General features: G+C 42.7%; 12 protein-coding genes. 11 read left to right on the forward strand and 1 reads right to left on the reverse strand.

The features are described from left to right. Positions 1 to 103: 103 nt before the first annotated feature. From OCV88_RS05855 to OCV88_RS05875, 5 genes are all read left to right on the forward strand, one after another. On the forward strand, positions 104 to 2,392 hold the full coding sequence (locus tag OCV88_RS05855) for a hydratase (protein WP_158424643.1): 2,289 nt from the start codon (positions 104 to 106) through the stop codon (positions 2,390 to 2,392). Positions 2,393 to 2,637: 245 nt separating this feature from the next. Continuing rightward, positions 2,638 to 2,949 carry a thioredoxin gene (gene trxA, locus OCV88_RS05860; protein ID WP_158424644.1) on the forward strand — a complete coding sequence of 104 codons (312 nt, stop codon included), beginning with the start codon at positions 2,638 to 2,640 and terminating at the stop codon, positions 2,947 to 2,949. A 283-nt stretch (positions 2,950 to 3,232) separates the two neighbouring features. Then, positions 3,233 to 5,896: a hypothetical protein gene (locus tag OCV88_RS05865; RefSeq protein ID WP_158424645.1), complete on the forward strand. Its 2,664-nt coding sequence runs from the start codon at positions 3,233 to 3,235 to the stop codon at positions 5,894 to 5,896. Positions 5,897 to 5,909: 13 nt separating this feature from the next. Next, positions 5,910 to 7,802: a 1,4-alpha-glucan branching protein GlgB gene (gene glgB / locus OCV88_RS05870; RefSeq protein WP_158424646.1), complete on the forward strand. Its 1,893-nt coding sequence runs from the start codon at positions 5,910 to 5,912 to the stop codon at positions 7,800 to 7,802. A 49-nt stretch (positions 7,803 to 7,851) separates the two neighbouring features. Next, the gene (locus tag OCV88_RS05875) at positions 7,852 to 8,436 is read left to right on the forward strand and encodes a phosphatase PAP2 family protein (RefSeq protein ID WP_158424647.1); all 585 of its coding nucleotides are present in this window, start codon (positions 7,852 to 7,854) and stop codon (positions 8,434 to 8,436) included. 130 nt (positions 8,437 to 8,566) lie between these two features. Here OCV88_RS05875 and OCV88_RS05880 read toward each other — a convergent pair whose 3' ends face one another. Further along, positions 8,567 to 9,088, reverse strand: coding sequence for a peptidylprolyl isomerase (locus tag OCV88_RS05880; protein ID WP_158424648.1), 522 nt, complete (start codon positions 9,086 to 9,088; stop codon positions 8,567 to 8,569). Between the two features lie 226 nt (positions 9,089 to 9,314). Here OCV88_RS05880 and OCV88_RS05885 point away from each other — a divergent pair, with 226 nt between their 5' ends. The 6 genes from OCV88_RS05885 to aspS all read left to right on the forward strand — a co-directional run bounded on the left by OCV88_RS05885 (position 9,315) and on the right by aspS (position 17,852). After that, entirely contained in the window at positions 9,315 to 10,175 is an 861-nt protein-coding gene (locus OCV88_RS05885; RefSeq protein ID WP_262590802.1) for a GNAT family N-acetyltransferase, read from the forward strand. Positions 10,176 to 10,211: 36 nt separating this feature from the next. Further along, positions 10,212 to 12,533 carry a RelA/SpoT family protein gene (locus tag OCV88_RS05890; protein ID WP_158424650.1) on the forward strand — a complete coding sequence of 774 codons (2,322 nt, stop codon included), beginning with the start codon at positions 10,212 to 10,214 and terminating at the stop codon, positions 12,531 to 12,533. A 117-nt stretch (positions 12,534 to 12,650) separates the two neighbouring features. Next, a complete protein-coding gene (locus tag OCV88_RS05895; RefSeq protein ID WP_158424651.1) occupies positions 12,651 to 13,280 on the forward strand; it encodes an MBL fold metallo-hydrolase in 630 nt (209 codons plus the stop codon). A 15-nt stretch (positions 13,281 to 13,295) separates the two neighbouring features. Further along, a complete protein-coding gene (gene hemZ / locus OCV88_RS05900; RefSeq protein ID WP_158424652.1) occupies positions 13,296 to 14,759 on the forward strand; it encodes a coproporphyrinogen dehydrogenase HemZ in 1,464 nt (487 codons plus the stop codon). Next, the gene (gene hisS / locus OCV88_RS05905) at positions 14,750 to 16,003 is read left to right on the forward strand and encodes a histidine--tRNA ligase (RefSeq protein WP_158424653.1); all 1,254 of its coding nucleotides are present in this window, start codon (positions 14,750 to 14,752) and stop codon (positions 16,001 to 16,003) included. Before hemZ ends, hisS begins: the two co-directional genes overlap by 10 nt. Before the next feature lie 37 nt (positions 16,004 to 16,040). Further along, positions 16,041 to 17,852: an aspartate--tRNA ligase gene (gene aspS, locus OCV88_RS05910; RefSeq protein WP_158424654.1), complete on the forward strand. Its 1,812-nt coding sequence runs from the start codon at positions 16,041 to 16,043 to the stop codon at positions 17,850 to 17,852. Positions 17,853 to 17,894 lie beyond the last annotated feature (42 nt).

A 17,894-nucleotide genomic window follows, 5' to 3' on the forward strand; every position in this document is an offset into this window, starting at 1 on the left:
TTTTTGACAGTTTGGTTATTATAATTAAAAGATATGACAGCAGAAAATTGACGGCGGTTATATCATCACTGCCTTTTTTCATACCATAACAGGAGGAGTAAAAATGGTTAAATTGCATGACAAAGGTATTTACCTTGTAAATGGTACCGAGATCGTAGAGGCAAATCAGGATGCATCTGCCATTCTCGCGGCAAGAACTGGTGTGGCAGCTTCTAGAGAAGCAGCGGCGGCCGGTACAATGGCATATAATATTCTGAAAGATCACAATACATCCGGGAGTATGGACAAACTGAAAATCAAATTTGATAAACTGACATCTCACGATATCACATTTGTTGGAATTATTCAGACGGCCAGAGCTTCGGGGCTTGAGAAGTTTCCAATTCCTTATGTGCTCACAAACTGTCATAATAGTTTGTGTGCAGTAGGAGGAACCATTAATGAAGATGACCACATGTTTGGTCTCACCTGCGCTAAAAAATATGGAGGAGTATATGTTCCTCCCCATCAGGCTGTTATCCACCAGTTTGCAAGAGAGATGCTTGCAGGAGGTGGAAGAATGATTCTGGGTTCAGATTCTCATACAAGATATGGAGCCCTGGGAACCATGGCAATGGGCGAGGGAGGTCCGGAGCTGGTAAAACAGCTGCTTAGCCAGACCTATGATATTAATATGCCGGAGGTAGTTGCGATTTATCTAAAAGGAACACCTGCCAAAGGTGTGGGGCCTCAGGATGTTGCGCTGGCCATTATCGGAGCGGTATTTGCAAACGGTTATGTGAAAAATAAGGTTATGGAATTTGTTGGACCTGGTGTGGATGCGTTAAGTGCTGATTTTAGAATTGGTATTGATGTTATGACAACAGAGACAACCTGTCTGTCTTCTATATGGAAAACAGATGATAAAATTAAAGAGTTCTATGAAATTCACGGCAGAAGTGAAGAGTATAAAGAGTTGAATCCGGCAGCTGTTACATATTATGACGGCTGTGTGGAAGTGGATTTAAGCGCAGTCAGACCGATGATTGCAATGCCTTTCCATCCAAGTAATGTTTATACCATTGAGGAGTTGAATGCGAACCTGATGGATATTCTGGATGATGTAGAGAAAAAGGCACTGGTAAGTCTTGACGGAGCGGTTGAATATTCTTTGAAAGATAAAGTAAGAAACGGCAGATTGTATGTAGATCAGGGTATTATCGCGGGCTGTGCAGGCGGCGGTTTTGAAAATATTTGTGACGCTGCAGATATTCTGGAAGGAAAGAGCATCGGTCCGGATGAGTTTACCTTAAGTGTCTATCCGGCATCTATGCCTATTTATATGGAACTGGTGCGCAACGGAGCGGCCGCTAAGATTATGCAGACGGGAGCGATTATGAAGACTGCATTCTGCGGCCCATGCTTTGGCGCCGGGGATACGCCAAGTAATAATGGATTTTCTATTCGCCATTCTACACGTAATTTCCCCAACCGTGAAGGTTCTAAGCTTCAGAGCGGCCAGATTGCATCAGTTGCACTGATGGATGCCCGCTCCATTGCTGCTACAGCAGCCAACAAAGGATACCTGACACCTGCCACAGATCTGGATCTGGAATACACAGGGGCAAAATATTTCTTTGATAAGACGATTTATGAGAACCGTGTATTTGACAGCCATGGTGTGGCCGATCCGTCTGTTGAGATTAAATTTGGTCCGAATATCAAAGACTGGCCTCAGATGAGCGCTCTTACAGATAATTTGATTCTGAAAGTGGTATCTGAGATTCATGATCCGGTTACTACTACTGATGAACTGATTCCGTCCGGAGAGACCTCTTCTTACCGTTCAAATCCTCTAGGACTGGCTGAGTTTACACTGTCCAGAAAGGATCCGGAGTATGTTGGCCGGGCAAAAGCTGTTCAAAATGCAGAAAAAGCAAGAACTGCAGGTGAGCGGCCTGAGGATGTGCTGCCGGAGATTATTCCGGTAATCAATGCTGTGAAAAAAGATTTCCCGGATGCATCCTGGAAAAATACGGGTATCGGAAGTACCATTTTTGCAGTGAAACCGGGAGACGGTTCTGCCCGTGAGCAGGCGGCTTCCTGTCAGAAAGTGCTGGGTGGATGGGCTAATATTGCAAATGAATATGCTACAAAACGGTACCGCTCTAATTTAATTAACTGGGGAATGCTTCCGTTTTTAATTCCGTCAGGAATGCTTCCGTTTAAAAATGGAGATTATTTGTTTGTGCCGGATATTAAGAAAGCGGTAGAGAATAAAGTTTCGGGTATTGACGCATATGTTGTGAGCCAGGATGGTATGGTTCCGTTTACTCTGGGAATCGGAGAGCTTACAGACGATGAAAGAAGTATTATTTTAAAGGGATGTCTGATTAATTATAACCGGGTATAGGATGTATCAGTACATGAACAGGCTTTATCTGGATTGCTTCAGACGGAAATTGTTTGTGAAATAAAAAAGAAAGGTGTTGATTCTGTTGCAAATGAATCACACCTTTTTTTGGAAATGTGATATTATCACATACAAATAATAAAAAAAAGGTATAATAAAAACAGATATTAAAACTGGCCGGAAACATTTCGGACAGTAAATATAGAAAGAAACCCATTAAAAAACATATAAAGGAGAATAAACATATGGCAGCATTACACATTACCAAGGAAAATTTTGACAGTGAAGTTTTGAATTCTGACAAACCTGTATTAGTTGATTTCTGGGCAGCATGGTGCGGACCGTGCCAGATGCTTCTGCCTACTATTGAGGAACTTGCCGATGAAGTAAAAGATGCAAAGATCTGCAAAGTAAACGTGGATGAACAGCCTGAACTTGCGGCACAGTTTAATGTTATGACAATTCCGACACTTGTAGTCATCAAGGATGGAAATGTAATCAGCCGCTCCTCAGGGGTAGCATCAAAACAGGAAATTTTAGACAGATTAAATGTATAACAAGTACAGACAGAAAGTTACCGCCCGTGGCCGCCTTAAGCCACAGGCGGTTTTTTGTTCCCAGGATTCTTTATTCTTTTATAAAAAATTAAGGAGTAAATAAAGAAGTAATGTGTCAATCAAAACAGAAGTGTGTTATAATTTCTCTATATGAGTCCTGGGAAAGACATATAATATGTTATGGAAAATCAGAGAATAAGAATAATTACTGAGGATTCTTATTTTTACGTTATATAAAGGAAATACTGCTTATACGAAATAAACAGATGTATGAGGTGACGAAGTGGATAAATATGAATACAAATTAAAACTGGAACAATTAAAAAATCTGGTGGCAGAAGGAGATTATGCTACTGCAGCAGAGCTTGCGGATTCTATTAACTGGAAAAAAGTGCGAAATGCATCTACATTATGTATGGTTGGCGATATATATGATAAAATGGACCGCTACGAAGACAGCAGAGAACTTCTTTTGATGGCATATGACCATTCTCCCATTGGAAGAAACATTGTCTATAAGCTGACTGAGATTGCTATTAAAGCAAAGGACATTGAAGCAGCAGAGGAGTATTATGGTGAGTTTTCTGAAATTGCATCCAATGATACAAAGAAATATATTCTAAGATATAAAATCAGCTGTCTAAAAGAAGAACCCCTGGCTAACCGGATTAGTATTCTTGAAGAGCTCAAAGATAAAGAATACACAGAGGAATGGGTATATGAGCTGGCGGCACTTTACAGGAAAGCTGAGATGGGACAAAAGTGTGTGGAAACCTGTGATGAACTGATCCTCTGGTTTGGCGATGGCGAATATGTGGAGAAAGCGTTGGAATTAAAGCTTTTATATCAGCCGCTGACAAAGGCGCAGGAGGAAAAGTACAGAAGATATTGTCAAAAGGCGGAGCACAGACCGGTATCTGAGACTGTACAGGAGACTGAGAAAGAAGTAAAAACGCCTGTTACGGTGCAGGAGCCAAATGTAACTGCAAGCAAATTTAATACGGTAAATCTGCAGGAAGAGCTTGCCAAGAGTATGCAGCAGATTATGAATGCCACGGAAAAGGATGCAGTATCCGATACCATGGATTCTGTGAAAAAAATGGTTGAGGATATCCCATATCTGCATCTTGAAAAAGAGGATGATCCGGTTATTAATGAGGACTTTATTAATGAGCAGATAGATAATTCCCTTAAATCTGATTTTAAGGAGTTTCTGGCTGAAGATGCTGATGGTCAGATCAGTATGAATGTGCCGTCATCTCCACTGATTGAGCGCCAGATTACAGGGCAGATGAGTATTGAGGAAGTTCTTGCAGAGTGGGAGAAAACCCGGCGTGCTGCTGAAGCGGCTATCGCTGTGGCAGAACAGAAAAAACTTGAGATTGCCAAAAGAAAAGCACTGCAGGAAACCCAGGATCTTATGGAAAAACTCAGAGAAGTGACGCCTATTTTGGAAGCGGGCGGCTCTGTCCGGGATTTGTATGAGAGTGATTATCTGGATGAAGAGGAAGCACAGCTGGAATTGGATGCTGTAAATCAGGACAAAGAGATGCCATATGAGGAAACAGCTGCAGAGGTACGGGAAGAGGCACCATCTGAGAATCAGGAGGAGCAGCTGGAAAAAACATCATCTGGGCTTAAGGAGGAACAGCCCCAGGAAGCGCCATCCGAGATTCAAGAAGAGCAGCCAGAAGAAGAGGCAGAGCCGGCGAAGGATATATCAGAAGCGGACGATACAGATGAATTAAAGGCCGGTGGACAAAGCGCCAATACATTAAGCCCACAGGAACTGGAGGAAGCTCATAGAGAACTGCTAGAGGAAATCGAGCGTATTGCGAAAGCAACAGCGGGTATTGATAAAATATTAAGCGGAACCCTGCAGGATGACAGCGATGAGCTGGTGAAGGTTATGGAGGAGGAGACGGCAGATCAGACTGTGAAAGAGCCTGAAGCTGCACAAAGCCATGAAGAGAACGGAAGTGATGCAGCGGATATACCTGCGGCAGAAGATGAGCAGGATGCAGACACACAAGAGAGTAATGTAGACCTGCATAAAACAATTGAGCAGGCCACAAAAGTTATGCAGGAAAATGCCAGTGTAGAGATTAAAGATATACCGGATTCTATATCTCTTCCGGAAGATATTATGGCTGAAATGATTGAACCGGAAGATATTCAGGAAACCATAGAACTTACCAAAGAGCAGAGAACCCTGTTTTCGTATTTCCTTCCTGTTCCGGGGATGGAAGAGCAGATCTGCCAGATTTTAATTGGGGCTACTGCCAGGGCAAAGACAATTACTTCACTGGCAGGAAATATTATTATTCAGGGACCTGAAGGCAGCGGTAAGACGGTTCTGGCTACAAGCCTGATAAAAGCAATTCAGATGTCCTGCGGAGACACAGAAGGAAAAATCGGGAAGATCAGTGCGGAGGCTTTGAACACAAAAGATTTTTCTGCGCTGGTGCCTAAGCTTGAAGGCGGCTATCTGATTGTAGAAAAAGCTGGAAATCTGCTGCCGGAAACAGTAGAGCATATGTCGCAGGTTATGGAAGGGAATACCCAGGGGCTTGTGGTTGTACTAGAAGATACGAAATCCGGTATTAAAATGGTAATGGAAAGCAATTACAGCTTTGCCAAAAAGTTTACAGAAAAGATTAATATACCGATCTTTACGATTGATGAGCTGGTGGATTTTGCTAAGTCTTATGCCGAAGAAATGGAATGTACGATTGATGAGATGGGAGTTCTGGCTTTGTATAACAGAATCAATAATATTCAGAAGCTGGAGCGGGCTACAACGCTGACAGAGGTAAGAGAGATTGTGGACGAGGCTATCGAGAGTGCGGAACGCGGCGGTATTAAGAAAGCTTTTGGCGTGCTGTTTTCCAAAAAATATAATGAAAATGATTTTCTGATTCTTCGCGAGAAAGATTTTGAAAATTAAGGGGGATAATTGTATGGGGAATGTAACAAAATATGATATGTATTTGTTTGGTGAGGGAACACATTATGATATTTATAAAAAGCTGGGAGCTCATCCTGGGAAACGGGGAAAAACCAGCGGTGTTTACTTTGACGTATGGGCTCCTCATGCAAAAAATGTCTGGGTAATTGGAAGCTTTAATAACTGGAATGAGAAAAAAAATCCAATGAAGTGTCTGGGGCCAAACGGTATTTATGAGGCATTTGTTCCCGCTGCCCGCCAGGGAGATCTGTATAAGTTTCTGATAGAGACAGAAAGCGGAGAAATGCTTTATAAAGCAGATCCTTATGCAAATTATGCGGAATTAAGACCGGGGACTGCTTCTCGGGTTACGGATATTGAGCAGATCAGATGGACAGATCAGGCCTGGATGGAGAAGCGCAGAGAGCATGAGGATGTGTATGATCAGCCCCTTTCTGTTTATGAGGTTCATATGGGATCCTGGAGGCGCCATCCGGGAAGTGAGGATGATGGCTTTTATACCTACAGGGAAATTGCTCCTCAGCTGACAGAATATGTGAAGGAAATGGGGTATACTCATGTGGAGCTTATGGGGATTGCAGAATATCCCTTTGACGGTTCCTGGGGATATCAGGTTACCGGATATTATGCGCCTACTTCCCGCTATGGGACACCGGAGGATTTTGCGTATCTTGTAAATTATCTCCACCGGCATAAAATCGGTGTAATCCTTGACTGGGTTCCTGCTCATTTTCCCAGGGATGCCCATGGACTTGCCTGCTTTGACGGTACCTGTCTTTATGAATATGCGGATCCAAGAAAAGGAGAGCATCCTGACTGGGGAACAAAAATTTTTGATTATGCCAAAAACGAAGTGAAAAATTTCCTGATAGGCAGTGCGCTTTTGTGGATTGAGCAGTTTCATATAGACGGCCTGCGGGTAGATGCGGTAGCTTCCATGCTGTATCTGGATTATGGAAAGCAGGACGGACAATGGGTGGCAAATGAATATGGTGATAATAAAAACCTGGAGGCAATCGAGTTTTTCAAGCATCTTAATACGCTGATAATTGGAAGAAATCCGGGAGTAATGATGATTGCTGAAGAGTCAACGGCATGGCCTATGGTGACCGGGAAGGCTGAAGACGGGGGCTTAAATTTTACGTATAAGTGGAATATGGGCTGGATGCATGATTTTCTGGATTATATGAAGCTGGATCCTTATTTCAGGAAATTTAATCATAACAGGATGACCTTTGCTATGAGTTATAACTACAGTGAAAAATATATTCTTGTGTTATCTCATGATGAGGTGGTGCATTTAAAGTGTTCCATGATTAATAAGATGCCGGGACTAAATGAGGATAAGTTCCGGAATCTGAAAGTGGGATATGCGTTTATGATGGGGCATCCCGGCAAAAAACTGCTGTTTATGGGACAGGACTTTGCCCAGCTTGGAGAATGGAGTGAAGAGCGGGAGCTGGATTGGTTTCTTCTGGAAAAACCTGAGCACAGACAGATTCAGGAATTTGTAAAAGAACTGCTTCATATTTACAAAAAATATCCGTCTATGTATCATATGGATGATCAGATGGAAGGATTTGAGTGGATTAATGCCAATGACGGAGATCGGAGTATCTTTAGTTTTATCCGAAGAGGAAAGACGGGGAGAAACAGTCTTTTGTTTGTATGTAATTTTACACCGGTAGCCCGGCCTGATTATCGGGTTGGCGTACCGAAAAAGAAACAGTACACTTTGATTCTGGACAGTGACGAAGCGCGTTTTGGTGGTGAAGGCAGAGAACGTCCTGCTGTATACAAGGCGGAGAAGTCAGAATGCGATGGAAGGGAATTTTCCATTGCATATGATCTTCCTGAATACGGGGTGGCTGTATTTAAGTTTTAAATCCGGACGGGCAGTTTTGTCCGCCCTGGCTGGAAGGAAATGATTGATAATGCAAGTACTACATGATATTTTAGCTGGAATTTTGGCGGCGGATGGGAATGTTCTGCTGTGGATACAGGAATATTTAAGGTTTGAGTGGCTGACACCCATTATGGTAAGAATAACGCATCTGGGGGATAAAGGATTTATCTGGGCGGTAATTGGCGTCATTTTATTATTCCCAAAGAAAACCAGACGTGCAGGGATTTTATCTCTTCTGGCGCTTTTGAGTGCTCATCTGCTGTGCAATTATGTGCTGAAAGGTTATGTGGGCAGGATACGCCCCTATGAGGTGATTGACGGTCTTTCCTGTATTATTGGAAAGGTGGGAAGCTTTTCTTTCCCGTCTGGTCATACGATGACGGCATTTGCCGCGGCTGTTGTGATTTTTAAAAGCCGTCCGGCGTGTCTTGGAGTACCGGTTATGGTATTGGCGTTTCTGATAGGATTTACGAGACTGTATGTAGGGGTTCATTATCCTACAGATGTTATTTTCGGGGCCATTATGGGGACCTTGATTGGTTTGATCTTCTTTTGGATTTTTGGAGACAAGAAGTATAAAGAGAAGGCCAGAAGGAAACGTCGGAGATGTTAGAATTGAATTAAGTAATAAAAATGCAGCTGTCTGTATCAGCTTTTCCGAAATCCGTGTTTTAACCGGTGGCGGAAAAGCTGATACAGACAGCTGCTTTCATATACAAAATCTTTTAATTTTTTTCTTTATCTTAGCATGTTTCCGGTTCTGGATATTCTGTGCCGAATGTTTCCACAGTAACGGTTTTCATCATCTGCCGTTCCATAGGGGCATCCTGGTAGTTTGTTTTTACATTTGCGATTTTATTAACAAATTCCATTCCCTCAATTACTTTTCCGAATGCGGCATACTGGCCGTCAAGATGCGGAGAGTTTTTGTGCATAATGAAAAACTGGCTGCCTGCTGAATCAGGCATCATAGTACGCGCCATGGATAATACACCGGGGGTATGTTTCAGCTGATTTGAAAAACCATTCTGAGAAAATTCACCTTTAATGCTGTATCCGGGACCGCCCATGCCGGTGCCTTCCGGATCGCCGCCCTGGATCATAAATCCGGAAATTACACGATGAAAGATAACTCCGTTATAAAAGCCCTTTTTAATAAGTGATATGAAGTTATTTACTGTATTTGGTGCGATTTCAGGATAAAGTTCTGCTTTGATTATATCACCGTTTTCCATTTCAATGGTAACAATTGGATTCTGTGCCATAATAGTCCCCTCTTTTCTTTATTTTCATAATTTTTGAGAATCGGCCGTATTCTACGGCAATTTGTACATCTCTGATATGCATTGTAACGGAAATGACGTGCGTTTTCAATAAAATTAGAAAAAACGGGTAGTTTTTTGCATTTCTATGTGGTAGGCTGATGGAAACTATAGCGGTTAAAAATGTCGGAATTTGATGATAACAGACGGAAAGTTTACGGTTGATGGGATGGAACATAAGTTAAGAAATATTTTTGTGTTTGGAGATACTGTAAAATGGGAAAAACAGGAAAGAGACTGTCTAGAGAAGCTTTTTTGTCAGGCCAGACAGCATAAGATCAGGATATGGCGGGCTGAGAAATGCGGGCTGGAAGAAGCTTTTGCAGAACTGAAAAAACAAAATAAGGCCAGCCTTGCTGTTGTCAGTGACTGGTGTACATTAAAGAGAGTAAAGGAACTGTCAGCAGCCACTCTGTATTTCCTGAAAAAGGATGAGTCTGTTTTCGGAGCCGATATGGCTGTGGAGAGTTTTCAGGAAATTACAGTGATGTTTCTTCAAAAAGTTTTCTGCAGACATCACAGTATTCCCTGGACTGTTTTAAAGACAAAACAATGTATTCTGCGGGAGGCAGTACCCGAAGATCTTTGCAGCTTTTATGACATATACAGACAGCCCTCAGTAAAGCCCTGGGTTGAGCCCATGTCTGAGGATTTTCAACAGGAGCAGGAGCGGCTTAAGAGCTATATTCAGACACAGTATGTTTTTTATGATTATGGAACATGGACGATTATAGACAAGGATACAGGGGCGGTTATCGGCCGGTGTGGGCTGGAACCGGGAAAAGACGGTGTGCAGATGGGATATTTGATTCGTGAAGAATACCGATGCAGAGGAATTGCCAGGGAAGTATGCAGCGCTGTACTGACATATGCTGCGGATGAACTGCAGCTGCCCGAAATAAAACTGTACATAGATCCTGCAAATACGGCCTCTGTATTGTTTGCACAAAGTATTGGATTCCACTGGTATGATAGTTATGTACAAGGCAGTATGCCTGTGGATGTATATATGAAAACATTGCTTTTTTAAATGGAATTAATTATAATTAATTATCAGGTGAATAAAATGGGCGAGATGAATAAGACAGACTTAAAAGATATTGAAAAAATTGAAAAAGAGATCTCTGCAGAAGTCAGTAAGATGATTCCAACCAAAGATTTTATAGAACCATCCATTCTGTATGAAGAGCTTTTAAAAAGGATTCGAAAATATCATCCTTCCGAGGATGTTTCTCTGGTTGAGAAGGCATACAGGGTTGCCGAGAGTGCACACACGGGACAGGTGCGCAAATCCGGCGAACCATATATTATCCACCCTCTGTACGTGGCCATTATACTGGCAGAGCTGGAGATGGATAAAGAAACCATAGTAGCAGGTATTCTTCATGATGTGGTGGAAGATACTGTTATGACGGATGATGAAATTAAAGCGGAATTCGGAGAAGAAGTGGAGCTTTTGGTGGATGGTGTTACCAAGCTGGGACAGCTGTCCTATGACGGAGACAAGATTGAAGTTCAGGCGGAAAATCTGAGAAAAATGTTTCTGGCTATGGCAAAGGATATCCGGGTTATTATTATTAAACTTGCTGACCGGCTTCACAATATGCGTACGCTTAAATATATGAAACCGGAAAAACAGAAAGAAAAGGCCAGGGAGACCATGGATATCTATGCTCCCATTGCCCAGCGGCTTGGTATCTCTAAGATTAAGATTGAGCTTGAGGATCTTTCTTTGAAATATCTGGAACCGGAAGCGTACTATGATCTGGTGGAGAAAGTTGCACAGCGCAAGTCCGTCCGGGATGAATATGTACAGTCTCTGGTGGATGAGGTTGGGAAATATATTGACGAGGCAGGAATTAAAGCTTCAATTGTAGGGCGTGCAAAGCACTTTTTCAGTATCTATAAAAAGATGGTGAATCAGGGCAAAACCCTGGATCAGATTTACGATTTGTTTGCTATCCGCATTATTGTAAAGGATGTTAAAAACTGTTATGCGGCCCTGGGGGTTATTCATGAGAAGTATAAACCCATTCCGGGACGGTTTAAAGACTATATTGCAATGCCGAAACCGAATATGTATCAGTCGCTGCACACGACTCTGATCGGTCCTAACGGCCAGCCTTTTGAGATTCAGATTCGGACAGAAGAGATGCACCGTACATCGGAGTATGGTATCGCAGCCCACTGGAAGTATAAAGAAGCGTCCAATGGAGGCGGTATCAGCGGTGAAGAGGCTAAATTAAGCTGGCTGCGCCAGATTCTTGAGTGGCAGCAGGATTTGTCAGATAACAAGGAGTTTATGAGCCTGCTGAAAAGCGATCTGGATTTATTTTCAGACGCAGTATTTTGTTTTACACCTACCGGAGATGTAAAGAATTTACCAAGAGGATCTACTCCTATAGATTTTGCATACAATATTCATACCGCTGTAGGAAATAAAATGATCGGGGCCAAGGTAAACGGCAAACTGGTTCCCATTGATTATAAAATCAGAAACGGAGACCGGATCGAGGTTCTGACTTCTCAGAACTCCAGAGGCCCAAGCCATGACTGGCTGAATATTGTAAAGAGCACTCAGGCTAAAAATAAAATTAACCAGTGGTTTAGAAATGAATTTAAAGAAGAGAATATTCAGAAGGGTAAAGAGCTTCTTCACAATTATTGTAAAGTAAAAGGTGTTCAGCTTTCTGATATTAATAAACCGGAGTATCAGGTAAAAGTACAGCGGAAATACGGCTTCAGAGACTGGAATTCTGTGCTGGCGTCAGTGGGACACGGGGGCTTAAAAGAGGCGCAGATTATCAATCGTATGATGGAAGAGTACCGCAGAGAACATGCCAAGAAGCTCACAGATGAGCAGATTCTTGCTCTGGCTGAAGGAGAGAAAGAAAAAGCTGCGGTAAAACCCAAAGAGAGAAGCAAAAGCGGTATTATTGTCAAGGGCCTCACGGATGTGGCGGTGCATTTTTCCAAATGCTGCGGACCGGTTCCAGGTGATGAAATTGTTGGATTTGTTACCAGAGGACGGGGTGTGTCTGTTCACCGGACAGACTGCATTAATATTATTCAGCTGCCGGAAAGCGAGCGGGTAAGGTTAATTGATGCGGAGTGGCAGCAGGGAGCTGCAGAAGAGGCTATGGGCGGCCGTTATCTGGCGGAGATTAAGATTTTCTGCAATAATAGAACCGGGCTGCTTGTGGATATCAGCCGGATTTTTATGGAACGGGAGATAGATATTGACTCTATTAATTCCAGAACAAGTAAAAAAGGTGTAGCAACAATTTCTGTCCAGTTCCATACAAAAGGAAAAGATGAAATGAATTCTCTGATGGATAAAATTCGTATGATTGACAGCGTTTTTGATATTAAGAGGACAACTGGCTGATTTCAAAACGATGAAACGATAGAATACAATGGCTGTAAATAAGAATGTAAAGATAGTAAATATTTAAAGAAAGCAGAGCGGACATTTTTTGGTCCGCTTTGTTAACAGGAGAGTTATATGGCAGATTTAAAAATCGAAGAATATCAGGTTGGCGCTATCAGCACTAACTGCTATTTTCTGATAAACAGTGATACAAAGGAAGTTTTAATTGTAGATCCGGGCGGAAGTACGGAAATGCTGGAAACCAAAATCCGGCAGGAACAGTTAAAACCTGTGGCAGTTTTGCTGACACACGGACATTTTGATCATGCATCCGGGGCAGAAGATCTGAAAAATACGTACGGAATTCAGATCTATGCACATGCAGATGAAAAATATACTCTTGAAGATCCTCAGATAAACCTTTCTACTATGCTTGGAATTTCGGAACAGTATCATGCGGATGTTTATGTAAGGGAAGGGGAAGTACTTCACCTTGGGGGATTTGATCTGGAGGTGCTTCATACGCCGGGGCATACCGAAGGGGGCGTATGTTACTATTTGAAAGAGCAGAAGGTCTTAGTCAGCGGAGATACGCTGTTTTGTACTTCCATCGGGCGGACAGACTTTCCAAACGGAAGCTTCTCTGATTTGATCCGTTCTATTAAAGAAAAACTTATGGTTCTTCCGGATGATGTCCAGGTTCTGCCGGGACATGAAGGAAAAACATACATTGGTTATGAGCGGGATCATAATCCATATCTGTAAGTAAGAGAGAGACAAATGATTACAGTTCAATTAAATAAAGCTGATTTTGAATACGATATTCACTCACTGGTAAAAGCATTTTTTCCTCAGGAGGAAGTGCAGGTTTCGGCCGAAGAAAAGGATACCAGTGAGAGAATATCGTTTCGTATTGATATTGAGTATAGGCCTGCATCTGTTGCAGTGCAGTTTTGGAAAAACGATAAAAAAGGGATCCGACGGGAGTTTCAAGCAGATTTTTCAGACAGAAAAGAGACAAAAAACCGGTTAAAGCAGCAGCTTTATGATATGCTGTCAGAGTTTTCAAAGCAAAAGCTTCCCTGGGGGACATTAACGGGAATCCGTCCTACCAAAATTCCCATGAGTATGCTGGAAGAAGGAAAATCCAGGGAACAGATTGAAACATATATGAGGGAGACCTATTTTGCCTCTCAGGAGAAAATTGATCTCTGCATAGAAGTGGCAGAAGAAGAGCTGAAGCTGCTTCAAAAAATTGATTATGAAAATGGCTACAGTCTCTATATTGGGATACCTTTTTGCCCAAGCACCTGCCTTTACTGCTCCTTTACCTCTTATCCTCTGGGAAAGTGGGAGTCACGGATAGATGAATATCTGGACGCTCTGGAAAAAGAAATTGAATTTACAGCAGAGCGGTTTAAGAATAAACATTTAAATACCATTTATATTGGCGGCGGCACGCCTACGACACTGACACCCCGGCAGTTAGACCGGCTGATTACAAAGCTTGAGCAAAAGTTCGATTTTTCTCACCTTTTGGAATTTACAGTAGAAGCGGGAAGGGCGGACAGTATTACAGAAGAAAAGCTGAAGGTAATTAAAGATCATGGAATTTCCAGAATCTCCATTAATCCTCAGACAATGAAGCAGGAAACCCTGGATCTGATCGGACGAAAGGCTACAGTAAAACAGACTGTGGAAAGCTTTCAGCTGGCTAGAAGGCTTGGGTTTACAAATATCAATATGGATCTGATTGTGGGACTTCCGGAAGAAAATATTGATGATGTAAGGAATACTATGGAGCAGTTAAAAGAACTGGATCCTGACAATATTACGGTGCATTCCCTGGCGGTGAAGCGTGCGGCCAGACTCCGGATGAACTGGGAGGAGTATCAGGACCTGCATATGGAAAATACGTGGGATATCATTGATCTCACAGCCAGATATGCAAGAAATATGGGAATGACACCTTATTATCTTTACCGGCAGAAAAATATGGCCGGGAATTTTGAAAATGTAGGTTATGCAAAACCGGGCTGCGCAGGTATTTACAATATCTTGATTATGGAAGAAAAACAGACTATAATGGCACTTGGTGCAGGAGCCACGACAAAGTTTGTAATGGATGGCGGCGCCCGCATAGAACGAGTAGGAAACGTCAAGGATATTACCAATTATCTGGAACGAATTGACGAAATGATAGAACGCAAAGCAAAAGAAATGGAGGAACTCAATTGGCATTAATTAAGAAACCGGTAACCGGAATGAAAGATATTATGCCGGATGAAATGCAGATCCGTGATTATGTCATGGGTGTTATTAAAGAAACGTACCGTGCATTCGGCTTTACCCCCATTGAGACTCCCTGTATGGAAAATATTGCGAATTTAAGCAGTAAGCAGGGCGGGGAAAATGAAAAACTCATTTTTAAAGTATTAAAAAGAGGCGAGAAATTAAATCTTAAGACTGCTGAGTGTGAGGCAGATCTTGTGGACAACGGACTTCGCTATGACCTGACTGTACCGCTGTGCCGCTATTATGCAAATCATGCAAATGATCTTCCGAATCCCTTTAAGGCTCTGCAGATGGGAAATGTATGGCGTGCAGACAGACCACAAAGGGGCCGTTACCGTCAGTTTATGCAGTGCGATATTGATATTATCGGTGAACCGTCCAATCTGGCGGAAATCGAGTTGATTTTAGCTACTACGGGAACACTTGGAAAGCTTGGATTTAAAAATTTTGAAATACGGATTAACGAGAGAAGAATCTTAAAAGCCATGGCTGCTTACAGTGGTTTTCAGGAAGCAGATTATGATACGGTATTTATTATTTTAGACAAAATGGACAAGATCGGACTTTCTGGTGTAGCCGAGGAGCTTGTGAAAGCCGGTTTTTTACAGGAATCGGTGGATAAATATCTGGCGCTGTTTGAAGGTGTGGAAAAAGCAGATGACGGAGTGGCATATCTGGCCCGGGAGCTGGGTGAATATCTGGACGCAGATGTAGTTCAGAATATGCAGGAAATTTCCGCAAGCGTTACTTCTACAAAGGCAGCAGAGTTTGAACTTGTATTTGATCCCACATTGGTTCGGGGAATGTCATATTATACAGGAACTATTTTTGAGATTGCTATTCCTGAATTCGGCGGCAGCTGCGGAGGCGGCGGACGTTATGACAAAATGGTAGGAAACTTTATCGGAAAGGATGTTCCGGCCTGCGGTTTTTCCATCGGTTTTGAGCGTATTATTATGCTTTTAATGGAAAGCGGATTTCAGATTCCGCAGCAGCCAAAAAAGACAGCTTATTTAATCGAGAAAGGCTATCCCGGAGACAAACTGGCCGGAGTTATTGCCAGAGCGCAGGAAGCAAGAAAAGACGGTCAGCAGGTGCTGGTTGTCCGGATGAATAAAAATAAAAAGTTCCAGAAGGAACAGCTGGCCAGGGAAGGATATGAAGAAGTAATAGAGTTTTTCAATCGTGACTAAGGCTGTATAGGAAGAAGAAAATCAGGAGGATGAAATCATGGCAGAATCCATGAAAGGGCTTCACAGATCACATAGATGTACAGAAGTATCAAATGAGAATATCGGTGAGAAAGTAACCGTGATGGGCTGGGTGCAGAAAAGAAGAAATCTGGGAAGTCTGATTTTTATAGATTTAAGAGACCGTTCCGGAATTCTGCAGATCATGTTTGATGAAGCAAGCGTGGGAGCAGAGGGGTTTGAAAAAGCCGGGCAGTTAAGAAGCGAATATGTAGTTGCAGTTGTAGGAACTGTTCAAAAACGAAGTGCGGCAGTAAATGAAAATTTAAAAACAGGGGATATTGAAGTGATCGCGGAAGATATCCGCATTTTATCCGAGTCTGAGACTCCGCCATTTCCAATAGAGGAAAATTCACAGACAAAAGATGATATCCGTTTGAAATATCGTTATCTGGACTTAAGAAGACCTGATATTCAGCGGAATCTGATGCTGAGAAGCAAGGTTGCGTATTTGATGCGTGATTTTATGATGAAGGAAGGATTTGTGGAAGTTGAGACCCCGGTGCTGACCAAATCCACACCGGAAGGAGCCAGAGATTATCTGGTGCCCAGCCGTGTGCATCCGGGCAGTTTTTATGCTCTTCCTCAGTCTCCACAGCTGTTTAAACAGCTGCTGATGTGTGCAGGCTATGACCGCTATTTCCAGATTACAAAATGTTTTCGGGATGAAGATTTAAGAGCGGACCGTCAGCCGGAGTTTACACAGGCTGATATGGAGCTTGCCTTTGTAGATGTAGATGATGTGCTGGATGTAAATGAACGTCTGCTTCAATACGTATTTAAAGAGTCTATCGGCATTGATGTTAAGCTTCCTCTGCCCAGAATGACCTGGCAGGAGGCTATGGACCGTTTTGGATCCGATAAACCGGACACCCGTTTTGGGCTGGAGCTGAAAGATGTATCAGATGTAGCTGCCGGCTGCGGATTTGGCGTATTTACAGGAGCACTGGAAAATGGCGGAAGCGTCCGGGGAATCTGCGTGCCCGGAAGAGCCTCTATGGGCCGGAAGCAGATCGACAAGCTGGTAGATCTTGCCAAAACATATGGAGCCAAAGGACTGGCGTATCTGGGCGTGAATGAGGACAGAACTTATAAATCTTCTTTTGCAAAATTTATGACAGAGGATGAGCTTGCAGCGCTGGTATCTGCAATGGAGGCAAAGCCGGGAGATCTTCTGTTGTTTGCGGCAGATAAGAATAAAGTTGTCTGGGATGTTCTTGGGGCGCTGAGACTTCATATGGCAAAAGAGCTGGAATTGATTGATAAAAATCAGTATAATTTCCTTTGGATTACAGAATTTCCGCTTTTGGAATGGTCCGAGGAAGAGAACCGCTATATGGCAATGCATCATCCTTTTACCATGCCCATGGAAGAGGATTGGGATAAGGTAGATACAGATCCCGGAGCAGTCCGGGCCAAGGCGTATGATATTGTGTTAAACGGTACAGAGCTGGGAGGAGGATCTGTAAGAATCCATCAGAACGACATTCAGGAAAAAATGTTTGAGGTTCTTGGGTTTACAAAAGAAAGCGCATGGGAGCAGTTTGGTTTCCTGTTAAATGCATTTCGTTTTGGAGTGCCGCCTCACGCCGGGCTGGCATATGGTCTTGACCGTATGGTAATGCATATGGTACAGGCTGATTCTATCCGGGATGTCATTGCGTTCCCGAAGGTAAAAGATGCATCCTGTCTTATGTCGGAAGCTCCCGGCACAGTAGATGAAAAACAGCTGAAGGAGCTTGGAATCAAAGTAGATGCAGAGTCTGAAAAGGTAGAAAAGACAGAAGAATAAATTACAGAAGAGTCAAAAACAATACCCTGATAGTAAATACAC

Origin of the sequence: Brotonthovivens ammoniilytica (assembly GCF_025566885.1) — a bacterium.
GTDB lineage: Bacteria > Bacillota > Clostridia > Lachnospirales > Lachnospiraceae > Brotonthovivens > Brotonthovivens ammoniilytica.